This window comes from Methanosarcina barkeri 3, assembly GCF_000970305.1.
Lineage (GTDB): Archaea > Halobacteriota > Methanosarcinia > Methanosarcinales > Methanosarcinaceae > Methanosarcina > Methanosarcina barkeri_A.
The window spans coordinates 2246041-2263184 of sequence record NZ_CP009517.1 but is presented as its reverse complement, the minus strand read 5'-3'; the positions used below and the strand labels follow the sequence as shown (position 1 = coordinate 2263184).

The following is a 17144-nucleotide window of genomic DNA, read 5'->3' as shown; positions in this document are numbered from 1 at the left end:
AATTTCACTGCTGGAATTCAAATTCTATAAGTTGCATTCCAGGTGCCTCGTTTGGACGAATTGAAAAACCGTACTTTTCGTAAAATTTGGCTTTTCCGGGAGCTGCAAATAACCAGACCCTTTTAATATCGGTCTCCTGGCACTTGTTAACCAGTTGTTTTAAGATCGTGCTTCCTATCCCTTTATTTTGATGATCCGGTATTACAATTATATCGCAGATCAGAGCATACATGGCTCCGTCCGAAATCAAACGTCCTGCACCAATAATCTTCTGGTCTTTGTATGCTGTTATCCAGTACCAGGTATTATCAAAGACCTTTTTCAAATCATCTTCGGAAACCTTAAGAACTGGCATCCATCCCGTGCTTGAAAACAGTTGAAAATGCTCATGCCAGGTAGGAGGACCTGTCTTGTATTCAATATCTTTCATTCTTTACTCCTATAAAATTTACTTTAACAACTGAAACTACAATTAATAAGAAAAGAAATATATTCTTTTCTTATATATTTATTAATTATTTTATATTGAAAATTTTTACCTTACTTTTTATGGAATTTAGTCATATTTTCATCAACAGATTATCAAAGTTCTTCATAGTATACATATTGGCAGAGTAAAAAGTTTTAAACATATTTAAGACTATTATTATTACAATCTGCCAATTAGTTATGGTTTCTTTCATGACAGTGTTTTGTGAAAGCAGCTTCGCAAACTCAACTCTTAAAGGAGAGAGCGCTAAAACAGGCTATTAGAGGAGGTTTAGATATGACGTCAAAACTGATGGACTACTTTAACAAGCAACCGAGAATTGGAGTTCTAAGCACAGCGAGTAAAGATGGAAAGGTAGACTCAGCTATTTTCGGCTCACCGAATATGATCGATGAAAAGACCGTTGTAATTGCAACAGGTAAGAACCGTACGTTTTCAAACCTTCAGGAAAACCCTTACGCGATATACCTGATAATGGAACAAGATACGGAATGGAAAGGGATCAGAGTTTACCTGAAGATGAAGGAATCTGCAACGTCGGGGGAAATGCTTGATACGATTAAAAGCCAGATCGCAAAAATGGCCGGGGAGGAGGCTGCGGAGATGATGAAGGCAACGGTTACCTTCGAGATTATTGAGCTGAGACCTCTCGTTGATATGGGACAGGGCTGGGAGGAATCGATCTGAGTATTCAGAAGTAATGTGAATCAAAATAAAAAATTAAAAAAATCGGAATAAAAGATCAAAAGAAAAAAATTACCGGCTAAAATCTTAAAATGGGATAAACTCATGTTTTAGATTATGCCGTTCTTTTCCAGAAACTCTTCAAGAGGCACGGAGTGAGTCTGGAAGCCGCACACCTTGTATGGATCTGCACCCATTGAAAGAGCTACGAACTGGGCTATATTCATGTGCACCATATCATATTTTACGCCAAACTCTCTTTCGATAACCGGTTGGTAGCGGTCATACTGGATCTGGCAATTCGGGCACATATGAAGCATAAGCTCTACGCCTGCTCTTTGAAGGCTGTCAAGTTTGGTCTTTGTTACCTGAAGCGAGGTGTCTTTGTTAAGGTGGAGCTGGGAAAAGCCCATCCCGCAAGTGAGAGTCCGATCTTCGTACCAGCGTACAGGCTCGGCTCCGCAGGCTGCGGCTATGTTATCTATCAACTGAGGGTTTTCAGGGTTTCCGAGGACATCGAGATACTTAACTTTATAGTAATGGCAGGCATGATGAGATGCGGTTTTGATTCCTGAAAAGTCGAATTCTTTCTGCTCCTGGATTTTATCGACCTTACTTAAAAGAATCTCTACTGCATGGTAGAAGTTTTTCCTCGGATTCATATCGTCTTTCTTGTAAAAAAGATTTTCAAGGCCCTTTTCCTGGAAGATAGAGTTAATTTTTTCCCGAACTTCGGTATTGGTGTTCAGGGTTTCACAGGCTTCTTTATTTACGGCATAACAGGTTGAACAGAGGCAGGTTATGTTGGGGTAACCGCACCTTTTTGCGACTGCGAAGTTCCGGGCTGCAATAGCTGCTGTTGTCAGTCCTTCAAAGACGTCGGTATAATGGCCTATTCCTGTGCAGCAGGACTGCTCATCGTTTATACAATAGTCTATCCCAAGCCTGTCAAAGACATAACAAGTGGAGGTTTCCACTCCTGGGTACTCCTGCCCGACCATGCAGCTCTTAAATAATAAAAGCTGGCTGTCCGGAATATCTTCTATCGCTTTCAAAGCCGAAATCTCCGCTTCTATTTTCTCTCTTGATGCACTGGTTCTCCAGGAGCTGATGCAAAAGTTTTTCCTGTATTTTTGCTTTGAGCCATTTTTCTCTGTTAAAATAGCCTGTGGCTTCAAGAATAGCCTGAACTTCCCCATGTGTGTTCCTGATATCCTTTGAACTGAGCCCCAGTTCATTACGAATTGACTCAAGGTTCTTCTTAAAACCTATCCAGCGTTCTCCAAGGTCTCTTTCCATATTCTTAACTCCTGCACCCGGTACCTTGCTGGCTCCGTTCTCTGCAAGGTACTCTCCTATTTCAAGGAAATAGGCAAGCTTTTCAACTCCTATGCCCTCGTTGACGGCCATCTGCCTGAGAACCTGCACAATTGTTACAGGGCTATTATTCCTGGGACAACGCAGATTGCAGGAATAACAGTAGAAACAGGACCAGATCATTTCGGACTCAAGCACACTGCGGTCATTTTCCAGTACTTTTTTCACAATCTGGCGCGGGCTGTAATCTGTAAAGCGGGCTGCAGGGCAGGAAGCCGTGCAGGCTCCACACTGGATGCAGCGGTCAAGCCCCAGAGAGGCAGGTGTCCGGATGCTTTTCTTTGCAGTTTCTGCAAGGGTTTTACATTCCGGGGTATCATATTCATTTACATATGGAATCATTATATCATCTCTCCTTCCCGGGCAAGACTGGTAAAAGTGCCTGCAAGCCCTCTTGTGTTTGGAACATAAGCTTTTTTGAAATAAAGTCTGTCTCCTGAATCTCCAAGTTCTTTTTTCAACTTTTCAAAATGGCTGATAGTTAAAGGATATATTACCTCGGCTTTCGGGCTGTCAGGAGGATCCTCTATAAATAGGACAGCCGATGCTCCACGTTTGAAGGCGTGAAGTAACAGGTCTTTATCAACGACGAGGTTTGTGGGCACTTTGACTAGCTTGACATTTGAAGGATAAGTCAGTGCACTATTTCCTATATTATCGCAGGTTATGGACGCGATACCGCTGTTTACAAAACCCAGCAGGTCTCCTTCTTTGACTACTCCTTCAACTTCGGCTTTTAGCTGGCTTTTTGTAAAGCCTGAAATCTGAATAGCTCCTTTCTGACAGAGTTCAGTACAGTATCCGCACCCAGTACATACAAGCGGGTCTACGATGACCTTTCCACTATCATTTAGGGAAAAAGCCTCGAACGGACACTTGAGGCATTCATTACATTGATTACAAAAAAGCTGATTGATAGTCGGAATTTCGTTTACCAGGGCTTTTGGGCTGTCAGCAATAAAGGCACTTCCTCTTATAGATGCAAGTCCTGCCTGGGAAATGGTATCCGTAACATCCTTAGGGCTCTGGGCAGTGCCGCAGACAAAGATCCCATCCAGTGAGCTGTCTACGGGCCTCAGTTTTGAATGTCTTTCTTTAATAAAGCCGCTTTCATCCTGGCTAATATTCAGTATACTGGCAATTTTTCGGGTTCCCTTTGAAGGGACCATGGCTGCAGAGAGTATGACGAGATCAGCAGGCAGTTCTGTTATTTTCTGGTTAAGTGTATCTTCTAGTCTGACAAGAAGGCTTTTATCCGGCTTCTCGACGATTTCAGCAGGTCTTCCTCTTACAAATCTAACTCCCATATCCTGGACTGCCCGATAGTAGTTCTCGTAAAAGCCAAGCGCCCGCAAATCGACATAACAAATCGTGATTTCAGTACCCGGGTATTTTTTCATTATAAGGTTCGAGTGCTTTAAGGCTGCCATGCAGCAGTACCTGGAACAATAGCGATTTCCGCCTTCTTTTTCATCCCTTGAACCCACACACTGAATCATAATTATCCTTTTAGGAGTTCCCGATCCTTTCTCTGAATAATTTTCTGAAGAACTTTCTGAGGATCTTTCAGTACTGCAGGTACTTGTTGAGCTTACAGCATCAGGGTCCAGGTTGAAGTCCGAAGGCTTGACCAATGCTCCTTTTGAAGGGCCATTAATTCCGAGCATTCTGGCAAGTTCCATCTGGGTTATAACATTTTTGAAAACTCCATAACCGTACTGAGGTTTTTGGGATACGTCATACTCCTCAAACCCTGTGGCAACAATAACTGCACCGACATTAAGCTCAATAATCTCCTCCTTCTGTGAGAAGTCAATCGCTCCGGATTTACAGGCTTCTACACATTTTCCACATATCTCACCCTTGAACTGCAGACAGTGGTCAGGGTCTATGCAGTAGATCTTCGGAACGGATTGGGAAAAACGCAGGGAAATTGCCTTTTTGTCTATGTACCCACAGTTAAACTCGTTTTCAACCAGGACAGGACAGACGCGGCTACATCGGCCACAGCCTGTACAGTTGTCATGTACGTATCTCGGTTTTTTCCTTAGCCTGACTGTGAAGTTGCCGGCACTTCCGCTTAAGCGTTCCACCTCAGTCCAGGTTAAAAGGGTTATTTTTGGGTTAGCTACTACCTCATTCATTAGCGGACTTAGCGAGCACATCGCGCACTCTTCCGCAAGCTTGTCAGGAGAAAAAACCTTGCCTATTTTTGCCATATTTCCACCTATACTGGATTCTTTCTCTACAAGGTAGGTGGAAATTCCGTTATCTGCAAGATTAACCGCCGCAGTTATCCCTGCAATTCCTCCACCAATAACGAGGGCCTGTGGAACGATATTTACTTTTATCTCCTCAAGAGGCTTATGATTTTCCAGGCGGTTGAGTTTTCCCCGAATAAGTGAGAGTGCTTTCTCAGTCGCTCCGGCTTTGTCCGGATGCACCCATGCACAGTGTTCCCTGAGGTTTGCGATTTCAAGCATTGCCCGATTCAAGCCTGCTTCCTGAATACACTTTTTAAAGAGAGTGCCGTGTTTTGAGGGTGTGCACGAACCTATTACTATCCGGTCTAGGTTCCCTTCCAAAATCTTATTTTTGATAAGGGTCTGTCCCTCTCTTGAACAGAGATACTCGTAATCGAAGACCGGGATCCCTTCTGCCTTAAGGGTTTTCTTAAGTGAATTAATATCAATACGTTCGGAAATGTTCCCACTGCAATGGCAGATAAATACAGCGGGTTTGTCCAGGGCAGCGTTCATTATGTTAAATCTTTCAAGGATTCGTATTTAAGACTTGCCAGAACACCTAAATTATTAACCCAATTCGGATAAAGCATTTGCAATACTTACAAAAAAAGGACAATTTTAGAAAAAAGGTGAATTTTTAAATTTTCGTTTACTCTGTTAGTGCTATAATTAAATTTCCTAAGAAATGAAACTATAATCAATATGGGCTTATCCTATATATACAGGAAGGCTTGCAAAACTCCAGGATATAAATTGTCTTTCAGTCTAGATATTCAATATTTGCTTCCTGAAAAAAATAATATGTAAAATTGTCGAGAAGTTTTTATAGGCGCATAATTATATATATGAAGAAAGTATTATTATTTAAATCAACAGAGAAAAACAGATTTTGTGAGATACTCCCACAGATCAGAAACTCATATAAGTAGAAATATATTTAATAAAGGCAATAAAAGACACTGGAAATATAACAACTGTAAAATAATATGTTTCTATTGATCTGAAATACTGGACGGAGAAATTAATATCGAAAGCAATTATATGCTGTTCTTTCGGTATAATCGGTAGATGATAGTTGTGGCAGATAATGAGTTTATATCAGAGGACTACGAATTTAAGATGGGAGAGATTGAATACGAGATGGTGGAGCTTTTGAGAAGGCTTAATATTAACAGGCCAGTTGCTCTTACCCTTGCGTGTCTCTCTAAAGGAGAGGAAATTTCTTCCCAACGCATCGAAATGGTATCAGGCTTGAGACAGCCGGAAGTTAGCATTGCAATGCGCTATCTCCGTGAAAATGACTGGGTAGATATGCGGGAAGAAAAAAAGAATCAGGGTAAAGGAAGACCAGTTAAATTGTATAAACTGACGGTTCGGATGGAAACAATTATCAATTCAATAGAAGAAGACTTAATGGCTGAAAGTAAGGCCGTACTCCAGAACATAGAACGTCTCAAGAACCTTTCCTAAAACATTTTTTGAGTAGAAATATAACAAACTTTTTTCACAAATTCTCAGAAAACTTAATCTCAGAAAACTTAATCTCAGAAAACTTAATCTCAGAAAACTTAATTATTAATTTTAAAGTCTGGGTTTTATAACCCGGATTCGACTTCTTATCTGTTAAATATATGTTTAAAGATATGATGCTTGAGGAAAATTATCTTTCTTTTATAACTGGATAGTTCTTTTCAATTCTTGTTTTTATTGATTTTTAGTGTCTGTATTTCGATTATTGCCACCTGTTTTTGATTTTTGTTATCTCTTTTTTATTTTTATCACCCATTCTTGGTTCTTGTCATCTGTTTTCAGTTTATATCCTCTAGTCTCTATTTTTACAATGCCTCTTCTAGATCCTTTTGATATTTCTTTTTCTACTTGAATCTTAATTTCGAAAGCGACAAAAGAGCAGTAATTTTTAGTTATGAGATTAGGACCTTACGCCGAAAATATAATATTAAGCAAAATAAAATCTCCAGTTAAACTTGTAATTTATAAAGTTAGAGGTCCAGGTTATCGATTTTCTAAATTAAACTGTACAATTTCTAGAGAATAGAGTATATAAAGGGTACGAGGAGGAAACATCCCAATAGAGGTAAAGAGGGCTTCCAGTAAGCTTTAGCAATTTTTAGTATAAAAATGTCCTGCAAATTCTTTTTACACTTTTATGTATTTACAAAACTGGACTTTCAAGAAAGTTAAGTTTGAAGCAAAAATTTAGTTTTAAAAAAGTCAAAGTTAAGATAAAGTTCGAGTCATAAAGGCAGTATGCCAACTTCCCTGTAAAATTTGAAACTAGTGAGTTTGTAGCTTAAGAATCCAGTATTAAAAGAATTGAATTATGATTAATATAGAAAAATTTGATTTTGAATTTACAGAAAATTCGGACATTGTCGTCATAAAATGAAAGTCAGAACTTAAAACTCTATCATAATCTAAAAAGAACCCTGTTTGAGAAGAAAGAATATTAAACTCTTATATTTTTAGAAATTTTTAAGTTTTCAGCATTTTTTCAGGTTTTTAGTAGATTTTAAGGGTTTTAGCTAATTTTAAAGTTTTAAGAATATAAGGAAAAATTTTATAACTCGCGCCGGAAATGAAAAAGCAGTATCTCATGGACACTTTTAGAGTGAGTGAACGATAAACACACCCAGTGAACTTTTATTAATTAACAAATATTAAAAAGAATACATAAGTAAATATTTATATTAATCAACTCTATAATGGTTCTTTGGGTGATTAAATGGTAGATGAAAGTGGTCCAGTTATGGATATTTCTGATACAATAGAATAGATCCCTGTAGTTATGGGACCGATCGAACATGAAATGATAGAACTATTTAGAAAAATTAATGTTAGTAGACCAATTGCTCTTACGCTTGCATGCCTTGCGAAAGGAAGGGAGATCTCGTCCCAGAGCATTGAAATGGTATCAGGCTTGAGACAACCTGAAGTCAGTGTTGCAATGCGTTATCTCCGCGAAAATAACTGGATTGATATCCGAGAAGAAAAGAGGTCAAAGGGTAAAGGCAGACCGATAAAGTTATACAGGCTAATAGTCCCAATGGACTATATTGTTAGCAAGATCGAAGAAGATATTGTAGCCGAGAGTAGAGTCGTGCTTGGAAATATTGAGCGCCTGAAACATATTGCTTGAGTTATTCATGGGGATTTACCCCAATCCAACTTTTCCCTGATGATTAACTCTTTTGTTGCAAAGTACTTAACAAAGAATAGTCATTTAACGAAGATTTATTGAAAATTTCTGATTTCATGTAATATCTTCGGAATTTATTTTTTTCGGAGATTATTTTTTTTAGTTCTTTGTTTTTCCTGAGTCTATTTTCTTATTCTAGGCTAAATAAATTTAAATATATGCGAAAATGATTCAAAAATCTCTAAAAAAGTTTAAAACAGAATGATATCACTAAAAGATAACATCGCTAAAAGATAACATCGCTAAAAGATAATATCACTAAAAGATAACATCACTAAAAGATAACATCACTAAAAGTAAAGTAATTAAAAGCAAAGTCATTAAAAATAACATCATTAAAAATAACATCATTAAAAATAACATCATTAAAAATAACATCATTAAAAATAACATCATTAAAAATAACATCATTAAAAATAACATCACTAAAAATAACATCACAAATGATTAACAGCATTAATAATATATGTAGTGGGCCCGCTGCGATTCGAACGCAGGACCTCACGGTTATCAGCCGTGCGCTCCACCAGGCTAAGCTACGGGCCCGATTGAAGGATAAGTAAGGTTGTAAAACCTGAAAATTCTCCTGAAAAAGGATTATCAAGTTGTGGTGGGCCCGCTGCGATTCGAACGCAGGACCTCACGGTTATCAGCCGTGCGCTCCACCAGGCTAAGCTACGGGCCCGAATGTCAGGTTTTTTAAAATTACCGAAATAGAAAGGCTTTTCGGGAAAGCTTCTCAATCCGACAACACTTCTAATACTCAATTTACTACTTATAACTTTTGCTTGAAGCTCTTACATACTCAAATTCCAAAAGTTTATTTATAAGATGCTGAGCCTATATGGCGACAGCTTTATATAAGATACTGAGTGTATGAGGGATGCTGATAAAGCAAAGCCTTATATGGGCCGGTAGATCAGGGGAAGATCGCTACCTTGGCATGGTAGAGGCCTCGGGTTCAATTCCCGACCGGTCCACCTAATAACTTTTAATAGTCCTGATTATAACACTTTTCTTGTACTCTTTTTTGCAATATCTATTATTTAAGATTTAAGGGCTGATTTTTAAAACTTTAGAGTATATTTTAAAAATTCAAACCGTTCCTACAACTTGGTGATGAACAATGTTTACCTTCAGAGTTCCAAAATAATTATCAAAATATTATACATTCCTAGTTATATGTGAATCTGACTATAAATACATTTTATGAGTTTTGCCATTGAAGCTAAAAACAAAGATTTTACCTAGAAAACAAAGATTTTACCTAGAAAACAAAGATTTTGCCTAATAGGATTACTACATTGCTTCAAAGCTCTGAAATTCTATTATGCATGATGCAGGAAAGCAGGACTTCAGTAATACGATGAAAGCAGGACTTCAATAGAATTTCAGTAATACTACGATTTCACCACACGCTTAATAACTATAATGTTTGTGCCACGTCGATATACGTCAATTTGATCACGTCGTCATCGGTGATGTTACGAATGCCTCGGGCAATGAACAAATGCTGCGTGAAGAGGGTAGTATCAAAGTTGATATACTTGAGGGCCCTGTAGGAATAGCATTGTATGTGAAATATAGAGCCGAAAAGTCGGAGCTCGAAATAGAAAATTGAGAGAGCTTGGGTATAGTTCGCAAGTCGCCGGTCTACTTAAAAAGTAACATAGTCAAGATAATCTTAATCAATACCACTATTTTTCAAACTTATCTTTACGTTTATAGCACTTTAGGAAAAGGACAGCAGCCAGAAACTTTCTTGACGAAATACGTTAAAGGATAAGATTTTTCAGAATTTAGTCTCTTGATACTGATTTAAATACATTTTTACAAAGCCTAATAGTTAATTATATAAAAATTCCCTTATTATTATCTTACAAGTCTTATTCCGGGTTTGTCTTTAGTTTATCAGGGTTATATTAAAAGCGTCATATAGTTAGTGTGTTGCTAAACGCTGAAATGATAAACATCTGATTATTAAGAGGTCATGAAGCCATTTACTAGGAGATACTACAGAAAACAATTCCTTAAACTGTTAAGGATCAATAACAGGCCAGATAAGCAAATAAAAAGAGTTGCTGATTTTGCAGACTTCTGTAGTTGGCAATTGCAGTTGGTAGTAGTAATTTCTGGATAGGGGGATTAGACAGAGAAAGCTCCAGTTGCGCCAATGATGCTGGAAAGCATGACTGAAGGATTCCTTGCCAGTCCGGCCATCTATTTTCATCATACGAAATGCCCTGGTGGCAGACATGTCCCGAAAATTAAAAAGTTCTGAGTTTGCTCATTTAAGTTTCTGGAATTGGAGGTTTCGCAGTGCTGCGAATTGTAGTCGACTTAAACCGGTGTGAGAGCTACGCTCAATGCGTATTTGCCGCACCGACCGTATTCTGGATGAAGGATGAAGAGTCGCTCGAATATGATTATGCACCGGACGACTCACTACGAGTGCAAGTAGAGCGGGCGGCTGCAGCTTGCCCGGTACAGGCGATTAGTATTTGCTGTCTGGATGAGCAGTTGGAGCAGCAGGGAGGAAACCACAGTGAGCAGCAATAATGCCAAGAAGACTGCTTCCTCCGTACAAAAACCTGTTCAAAGAATAGTTATCGTCGGTGCTTCTTTGGCTGGCTTAAGTGCTGCAGAATCACTGCGTTCCGAAGGATTTGCCGGAACAATAACTGTGATCGGCGACGAACCATATGCTCCCTATGATCGCCCTCCTCTGTCTAAAACTGTCCTCACAGGCTGGCTACAGGCAGAGCACACGACTCTTCCGCAGAGTGTTGATCTACAGGCCGAGTGGCTGCTTGGAATGCCTGCCATAGGGCTTGATCTGGGTAACCGAGAGGTTGAGCTTGCTGACGGGAGGCGGGTTGGCTTTGATCGCCTGTTAATTTCTACCGGGACACATGCTCGTCAGTGGCCGGATTTGGCACAGGCTGCCCTTGATGGAGTATGCCTGTTGCACACCCGTGATGATGCTGTCCGGCTACGAGCCCGGTTAGCTGCCAGGCCGAAGCGAGTACTGGTGATTGGCGGTGGTTTCACTGGTTCCGAAGTCGCTTCAGTTTGCAGAGAGCTGGGTCTGGCTGTCACGGTTACAGAGCGCAGTGCTACACCTCTTATCGGCGCTCTCGGTGCAGCTGCAGGTGCGTTTGCTGGTCAGCTCCAGCGTGCACATGGAGTCGATCTGCGCTGCAATGTCACGGTTATGTCGCTGGAGGGAGATGAGAGCGGACGGCTGCGCTGTGCCTATCTTTCAGATGGTGATATACTTGACATCGATGTGGCTGTAGTCGCTCTTGGAGCAGTAAGAAACGTTGAATGGTTGCGTGATTCCGGGTTGGCATTTGATTCCCGAGGAATAGCCTGTGATGCCGCCTGTCGTGCTTTCGACATCAATGGAATGGTTACAGACGATGTTTTTGTTGCCGGAGATATAGTTCGCTGGCCTCACCCGCTCTACGAAGGTGAGCTGCTGGCAGTCGAACACTGGGGAAATGCTGTTGAGCAGGCAAGAACGGCAGCACATAATATGGTGAGTGTTCCGGCAGATCTCCAGGCATACAAAAGCCTGCCTGCTTTCTGGTCCCGTCAGTTTGGCGTCAACCTGAAGATGATAGGTCTTCCAAGCTTTGCTGATGAGGTTGTGCTCACACAGGGCTCTGTTTCGGAACGCAGGTTAGTTGCAGCTTATGGCTACAAGGGCAGAATTGTCGCAGCTCTCACCGTAAATATGGCACGCTGGTTGCCAGCTTATGAGGCAATGATCGAAGCCAGGGCTCCATTTCCGCCTGTACTTCATGCTCCAGATAGTTCAGCCGAACTTCGGCCAGTTCCTGCCGGATTTCCACCTCATGGACAAATTACCCATAGCCCTAATGCTATAAAGACCGGTCCAGGTCCGAGCATACCTTCTCCAGAAGAATCACCTACAAGCGATAAAGTGAAGGACCCTCGTGTACCGCCAGGATTTCAGCCCAAATGATAGGAGGCAGACTACGTGATACAGAAATCTTTGTATGAGCAAGTTCTTGACTACGCTAATCGTGCCAACCCTTATCCTCTATATGCCCAATTGCGCCAGACACCAGTTACACGACAGACAGATGGGAGCTATGTTGTCAGCACTTATAGGGAGATTGTCTCACTACTTCATGATCCCAGGATTGGTTCAGATTTTCGCAAGCTCTCCGTTCATAATCGTCCTCCTGCAGGCCTTTCGACAAATAAGGAGCCCGCTTCTAAAAATCAGGCACCGGAAGCAGGTACGGAAACATCCGCATCCAACGAGGGTTCTGAAACGGAAGTAGTTCCAAGTTTTATCGGTCTGGATCCGCCTGAGCACGATAGAATACGCCGGCAAGCTACATGGCCATTTGGCCCACCTCACACACCAGGTAGAGTCGCTGACATGGAATCTGAACTGATCTGCCTTGCAAATCGACAGATAGATACTATGAAAGGCAAGTCTTCGATTGACATTGTCGAGGATTTCGCCTACCCAATTCCGGTAACGATGATCAGTGAGCTGCTTGGTGTACCTCCTGAGGATCAAGCACGCCTTCATGCTTTATCAGAAGCTATTATCGAAGGTATTGACCTGGATCCCCAGAAAAGCCAGGAGGAACGAAAAAGGCGACAAGAACAGTCTGGCCAAACCTTTAAAGATCTGGAGCAATACATGGAGGCGCTGATTGAGCGTCATCGAAAGCACCCTGGTTCCGATCTGCTTTCAGGACTCATAACAGACTACGGTCCTGACGGGCCAATGGCCCAATCAGATATTGTGAGCACTGCGAGTTTGTTGCTCATTGCCGGTCATGAGACCACAGTGAACCTGATCACCAACGGCATGCTCACACTGTTGAGGCATCCTGATGCCCTCGAACGGCTGCGTCGTCAACCAAACCTGGTTATTCGCCTGGTCGAGGAACTGCTACGCTATGAACCTCCTGTCCAGATTCTGCCAAATCGTGTAGCTCTCGCCGACATCACTATTGCCGGTACTATTATTCAGAAAGGTTCACCTGTGATTCTGCTGCTTGCTTCCGGAAACCGTGATCCTGCTCGTTTCCACGATCCAGATAAGTTCGATCCTGATCGCAGGGATAATATGCACCTTGGCTTTGGCAGCGGTATCCATTACTGTTACGGCGCCCCACTCGCAAGGTTGGAAACTCAGATTGCACTAACAGAACTCGTACGACGGCTTGAAAACCCCAGGCTCGCGTATGATCCACCTCCATACCGGCAGAGTGCTACTCTACGAGGACCGCGACATCTCACTGTTGAAATCGATGGCGTGAGGGACTGAGGATTCAGTTTTTAATTAAATCTACCTTGAAGTTTCCACTGTAGTTAACTGAGTTTCTGATTATGGAAATAGTTCTAAGACCTTACTAATTTGAAAAGAAATTCGTTTTGGAATAAGCTCATCAAATATACGATTGGGTAATTGAAAGATTGGTAATTGGAAGATTTGTTAAAGGATTGGTGATTGGAAGATTTGTTAAAGGATTGGTGATTGGAAGATTTGTTAAAGGATTGGTGATTGGAAGATTTGTTAAAGGATTGGTGATTGGAAGATTTGTTAAAGGATTGATAATTGAAAGATGAAATAATTAAATAGATAGTTCATCCTCCCGATTGCAATCGACTCTCATACTTTTCCGGTTGTAGAGTTCTCTTTCCAATAGTTCTGTTTGCCCGATGGTGTCTTCTCCCCATTTTTGTTTAACTGCTTCACTCCACTGAAGTTTACCGTCCCCAATCATAGATTTTGGGATTGCAAAAATGTTTTCTCTTGTTGTTCTGGAAACCCCGGACTTTGACAACTTATACTTACTTGTTTTCGGATCATATACCATCTGATGATCGAGTTTAAATGCACTAACTGCCTCGGAAAATTTGCAGTTACCTTGTTTTAATCCTTCTTTTGGATCTTTTCCTTTTCTTCGCTTCATCTTTTCTATTTCAATCTCTTCTTTTCTTATATCTTCCAGGTACCACAAACTCTTATCAATTTCACTTTTAAACACAATCAGGTGCCATTTAAGAGACAGCGAATATGGTTTTTTCAAAAGTTCACGCAGTTCGGCTATCAGATCGAAATCATCTGTCGTATTTTCAATTTCTTCCATTACTTTTTTCATTTTGGCCAGATTTGCCTTCTGTCTTTCCTGACTTGTTACCATGACCATTCACATACTAATTTTTATTAGACTGTATATGCAGAAAGTATATTTTAAGTCTTCGATAATAGATTATGAAAAATTAAACTTAGGATAAATTTAGACATATATTAGTATAAAATGTCAAATATCTCAGTATAAAATGTTAAAATAAGTCTATATTAATTTTGTCAAAATGTACCCACATCATCATTTGTGACATAACAGGGGTTGTCTGACACTTATGGATAGGTTAAAAAACAGAATTGAGGGTGGATTTTGGTGTTCCTGATAATTGTCACTAGCATATTTCTGTTAATTAATTCACTTATCGGGTCATTGTCAGCCCTGAGTATATTAAGGGTTCTCTTAAGTTGGAGTAGAGTTACAACCTTAATAGGCGGACTCTTAATTCATCTTCACTCTTGAGCTTGTAATCTTTATTGCGGGGTTCACGGCTGTTTACTCATACCTCGAATATCAAAAAGAACTGAAAGGGATCAAATCTCAAATTAAAACTTAAAAATGAGGACTACAAGCATTCCTGTAATACCGAATTCTGAAATTCCTGTTTACTTGGTTTTTTGACTTCTATTTTATCATTACGTTTATCTAGAATGCTTTCGTTTGTTTTATTGATTCTTATGGCCGAGGATATAACAAAAGACACAAGCAGAAAAATTGAGAATGGGGATACAATCTCAGTTGATTACGTAGGAAAACTTGAAGATGGTGCAATTTTTGATACTTCCGTAAAAGAAGTTGCTACCGAGGCAGGGATATACAACCAAATGAGAAATTATGAGCCCCTCACATTTACCATCGGCGAAGGTCAGATGATAAAAGGATTTGATGAGGGTGTTGTTGGAATGCAAGTGGGGGAAGAAAAAACCTTTACAATCCCGCCTGAAGAAGCATACGGAGAATACAGGGAAGAATTCGTAAGAGAGATCCCTGTTGACGCTGTTGATTTTACTCCGGAAGTCGGAATGAGGCTGGCTACGGACAGCGGTCTGACAGGTACTATCACAAACGTAAGTGAAAATAACTTTGTTGTAGACTTCAACCATGAGCTTGCAGGCAAGACCTTGATTTTCTCAGTCAAAGTTGTTTCTGTGGAGAAGTGAACGGAATGAAGGCCAGTAAAGGAGCAGTTTTCTTCATAGCGGTACTGCTCCTGGTGAGTATAATTTTTGTCAGTGGCTGCACGGACAAAGGGAGTGAGGGAGGAGATAGCAGAATAGTAAAGTCCGGAGATACAGTCAAGGTCGACTATACCGGGAAGCTTGAAGACGGCACGGTTTTTGACACCTCAAGAGAAGATGTTGCAAAGCAGGCCGGCATATACGTTGAAGGAAGGGAATATGCCCCTCTTACTTTTGTTGTTGGCTCGGGACAGGTAATCCAGGGTTTTGATGAGGGTGTAATCGGAATGAAAGTAGGGGAAGAAAAGACCCTGAAAATTCCCCCAGAAGAAGCTTATGGGGAATATGATAAAGCAAAAATCCTTGCTGTTCCGATTGAAGAACTAAATCTAACAAACCGATCCGAAATTCCTGAAGTGGGACAATCCCTGAGAGATATTAACGGGAACCAGTACAAAGTAACAGCTGTAAACGACACGCATATCACTCTTGATGTCAATCACGAGCTTGCAGGCAAGACCCTGACTTTTGATATAAAACTCATCTCAATAGAATAAGTTTAAGTTACTGAAGATCAAATTGAGAATTATGATATTTCTTTAAAATGTGTATCCTTTCAGTATTCTGAGATATTGAACTGACGTGAATACTGAAAGGAAAATGCACAGGAGAAAGGGATAATGGAAAATTCTCGTACTGTGAAAAAAGGAGATTACCTTCTTATTGATTACACCGGAAAATTTGAAGACGGCACGGTCTTTGATACCACCTCGAAGGAAAAAGCCCTCAAAGAAGGGATATATGACGAAAAAAAAGAGTACAGACCTCTGTTTTTTAGAGCGGACACATATCAGGTTATAAAAGGAATCGACAAGGGAGTACTTGGAATGAAGGAGGGTGAAGAAAAAATCCTCATAATCCCTCCTGAAGAAGCTTATGGAGATTATAAGAGTTACCTTGTCCAGAAGATCCCTCTTGCAAGACTTGAACTCCAGAACCCTCCTGAGCCAGGAACAAAAATCATAACACCCGCTGGGAGTGAGGTTAAAGTGCTTGACTCCACGGAAACTTCTGCCACTCTGGACTTTAACCGTGAACTTGCGGGCAAAACTCTGGTTCTTGAAATAAAACTGGTCTCGATTATAAACTGATTTCAGGTCCATAAATTCGGGGAGATAAAGTATGGAAAAAGAAGAAAAAGTCATGGTACTGCTGCTATTTATGACATTGACTTCTCTTGTGACAGCTTATCTCTGCTTTGGACCGGAACTTACAGCTTCTGGACAGGAGGCAGGGAAAGAAGCCAAGCCGTATACTCGGGAATCCGGTGAAGGGGAGAAGGTGTTCCTTGAAGCTCAAGTTTTGAGCAAAAGGTTAACCTATACAGGTGAACACTTGCTTTTACAGGTAGATCATAACTCCGAAGTCCTTAGTGTCTTTATTCCAAAGACTGCTGGTGCTGAATCCTTTAATAACTCAATCCAGAAAGGGGATATCATTAGTGTAACCGGTACTGTTTCGGAGTACGAAGGGAAAAGGGAAATCAAGGTAGAAAGAAATGAAGATATTCTTCTGATTGACCGTCAATGACCTTTGTTTCCATTAATTTGATTAGTTGTCATTAATTGAATAACCGTTATCAGTGACCCTTTTGTCATTGCTTGATTGGTCGTTATTAATTGAATAACCTTCATTAATAACCTCCTTATCTCCATTAATTTGATTGGTTGTCATTAATTGAATAATCGTTATCAATAACCTTTATAACGACAACAGAATCGTTAACAATATATTCATATAAGGACATCT

18 protein-coding genes and 3 tRNA genes are annotated in these 17144 nt (G+C 40.4%); 13 read left to right on the top strand and 8 right to left on the bottom strand.

Annotated elements, in window-relative coordinates; genetic code table 11:
- Nucleotides 1–4: 4 nt before the first annotated feature.
- A complete protein-coding gene (locus MSBR3_RS09030) occupies nucleotides 5–430 on the bottom strand; it encodes a GNAT family N-acetyltransferase (RefSeq protein WP_048107633.1) in 426 nt (141 codons plus the stop codon).
- A 336-nt stretch (nucleotides 431–766) separates the two neighbouring features.
- On the opposite strand from MSBR3_RS09030, the gene MSBR3_RS09025 reads away from it, so the two are divergent.
- On the top strand, nucleotides 767–1177 hold the full coding sequence (locus tag MSBR3_RS09025; protein ID WP_048107632.1) for a pyridoxamine 5'-phosphate oxidase family protein: 411 nt from the start codon (nucleotides 767–769) through the stop codon (nucleotides 1175–1177).
- A 107-nt stretch (nucleotides 1178–1284) separates the two neighbouring features.
- Here the strand turns inward: MSBR3_RS09025 and hdrB are convergent, their stop codons facing one another.
- The 3 genes from hdrB to hdrA are packed head-to-tail and all read right to left on the bottom strand — an operon-like array spanning nucleotide 1285 to nucleotide 5310.
- Nucleotides 1285–2229, bottom strand: a complete 945-nt coding sequence (gene hdrB / locus MSBR3_RS09020; protein WP_048107631.1) for a ferredoxin:CoB-CoM heterodisulfide reductase subunit HdrB — start codon at nucleotides 2227–2229, stop codon at nucleotides 1285–1287.
- Nucleotides 2183–2893 carry a ferredoxin:CoB-CoM heterodisulfide reductase subunit HdrC gene (gene hdrC, locus MSBR3_RS09015; protein ID WP_048107630.1) on the bottom strand — a complete coding sequence of 237 codons (711 nt, stop codon included), beginning with the start codon at nucleotides 2891–2893 and terminating at the stop codon, nucleotides 2183–2185. Before hdrC ends, hdrB begins: the two co-directional genes overlap by 47 nt.
- Nucleotides 2893–5310: a ferredoxin:CoB-CoM heterodisulfide reductase subunit HdrA gene (hdrA, locus tag MSBR3_RS09010; RefSeq protein ID WP_048107628.1), complete on the bottom strand. Its 2418-nt coding sequence runs from the start codon at nucleotides 5308–5310 to the stop codon at nucleotides 2893–2895. Before hdrA ends, hdrC begins: the two co-directional genes overlap by 1 nt.
- 555 nt (nucleotides 5311–5865) lie before the next feature.
- On the opposite strand from hdrA, the gene MSBR3_RS09005 reads away from it, so the two are divergent.
- Nucleotides 5866–6267: a transcriptional regulator gene (locus tag MSBR3_RS09005; RefSeq protein ID WP_048107626.1), complete on the top strand. Its 402-nt coding sequence runs from the start codon at nucleotides 5866–5868 to the stop codon at nucleotides 6265–6267.
- A gap of 1336 nt (nucleotides 6268–7603) precedes the next feature.
- Nucleotides 7604–7954, top strand: a complete 351-nt coding sequence (locus tag MSBR3_RS09000) for a transcriptional regulator (protein WP_048107624.1) — start codon at nucleotides 7604–7606, stop codon at nucleotides 7952–7954.
- A gap of 532 nt (nucleotides 7955–8486) precedes the next feature.
- On the opposite strand, the gene MSBR3_RS08990 is transcribed toward MSBR3_RS09000, so the two are convergent.
- Nucleotides 8487–8560 (bottom strand) — tRNA-Ile (locus tag MSBR3_RS08990).
- A gap of 62 nt (nucleotides 8561–8622) precedes the next feature.
- Nucleotides 8623–8699: transfer RNA gene (locus MSBR3_RS08985), tRNA-Ile, on the bottom strand.
- A 223-nt stretch (nucleotides 8700–8922) separates the two neighbouring features.
- On the opposite strand from MSBR3_RS08985, the gene MSBR3_RS08980 reads away from it, so the two are divergent.
- The 4 genes from MSBR3_RS08980 (at nucleotide 8923) to MSBR3_RS08965 (ending at nucleotide 12005) form a co-directional block, all read left to right on the top strand.
- Nucleotides 8923–8994: transfer RNA gene (locus MSBR3_RS08980), tRNA-Ala, on the top strand.
- Nucleotides 8995–9449: 455 nt separating this feature from the next.
- Entirely contained in the window at nucleotides 9450–9635 is a 186-nt protein-coding gene (locus MSBR3_RS20220) for a hypothetical protein (RefSeq protein ID WP_155396774.1), read from the top strand.
- Nucleotides 9636–10333: 698 nt separating this feature from the next.
- Nucleotides 10334–10573 (top strand): ferredoxin, encoded by a 240-nt coding sequence (locus MSBR3_RS08970; RefSeq protein ID WP_230627994.1) that lies wholly within the window; start codon nucleotides 10334–10336, stop codon nucleotides 10571–10573.
- A complete protein-coding gene (locus tag MSBR3_RS08965; protein WP_048107620.1) occupies nucleotides 10560–12005 on the top strand; it encodes an NAD(P)/FAD-dependent oxidoreductase in 1446 nt (481 codons plus the stop codon). The genes MSBR3_RS08970 and MSBR3_RS08965 overlap by 14 nt, the downstream gene beginning before the upstream one ends.
- 186 nt (nucleotides 12006–12191) lie before the next feature.
- Here the strand turns inward: MSBR3_RS08965 and MSBR3_RS21030 are convergent, their stop codons facing one another.
- A complete protein-coding gene (locus MSBR3_RS21030; RefSeq protein WP_230628051.1) occupies nucleotides 12192–12587 on the bottom strand; it encodes a hypothetical protein in 396 nt (131 codons plus the stop codon).
- On the opposite strand from MSBR3_RS21030, the gene MSBR3_RS21025 reads away from it, so the two are divergent.
- Nucleotides 12477–13334, top strand: coding sequence for a cytochrome P450 (locus MSBR3_RS21025; RefSeq protein WP_329956836.1), 858 nt, complete (start codon nucleotides 12477–12479; stop codon nucleotides 13332–13334). The genes MSBR3_RS21030 and MSBR3_RS21025 overlap by 111 nt on opposite strands.
- A gap of 149 nt (nucleotides 13335–13483) precedes the next feature.
- Nucleotides 13484–13636: a hypothetical protein gene (locus MSBR3_RS20215; RefSeq protein ID WP_155396773.1), complete on the top strand. Its 153-nt coding sequence runs from the start codon at nucleotides 13484–13486 to the stop codon at nucleotides 13634–13636.
- A 5-nt stretch (nucleotides 13637–13641) separates the two neighbouring features.
- Here MSBR3_RS20215 and MSBR3_RS08955 read toward each other — a convergent pair whose 3' ends face one another.
- Nucleotides 13642–14214, bottom strand: coding sequence for a hypothetical protein (locus MSBR3_RS08955; protein ID WP_048107616.1), 573 nt, complete (start codon nucleotides 14212–14214; stop codon nucleotides 13642–13644).
- 620 nt (nucleotides 14215–14834) lie between these two features.
- Here MSBR3_RS08955 and MSBR3_RS08950 point away from each other — a divergent pair.
- The 4 genes from MSBR3_RS08950 to MSBR3_RS08935 all read left to right on the top strand — a co-directional run bounded on the left by MSBR3_RS08950 (nucleotide 14835) and on the right by MSBR3_RS08935 (nucleotide 16925).
- The gene (locus MSBR3_RS08950; RefSeq protein ID WP_048107615.1) at nucleotides 14835–15317 is read left to right on the top strand and encodes an FKBP-type peptidyl-prolyl cis-trans isomerase; all 483 of its coding nucleotides are present in this window, start codon (nucleotides 14835–14837) and stop codon (nucleotides 15315–15317) included.
- Nucleotides 15318–15322: 5 nt separating this feature from the next.
- Entirely contained in the window at nucleotides 15323–15892 is a 570-nt protein-coding gene (locus tag MSBR3_RS08945; RefSeq protein ID WP_048110264.1) for an FKBP-type peptidyl-prolyl cis-trans isomerase, read from the top strand.
- 123 nt (nucleotides 15893–16015) lie between these two features.
- Nucleotides 16016–16486 (top strand): FKBP-type peptidyl-prolyl cis-trans isomerase, encoded by a 471-nt coding sequence (locus MSBR3_RS08940; protein WP_048107614.1) that lies wholly within the window; start codon nucleotides 16016–16018, stop codon nucleotides 16484–16486.
- Nucleotides 16487–16517: 31 nt separating this feature from the next.
- Nucleotides 16518–16925: an OB-fold nucleic acid binding domain-containing protein gene (locus MSBR3_RS08935; RefSeq protein ID WP_048107613.1), complete on the top strand. Its 408-nt coding sequence runs from the start codon at nucleotides 16518–16520 to the stop codon at nucleotides 16923–16925.
- Nucleotides 16926–17144 lie beyond the last annotated feature (219 nt).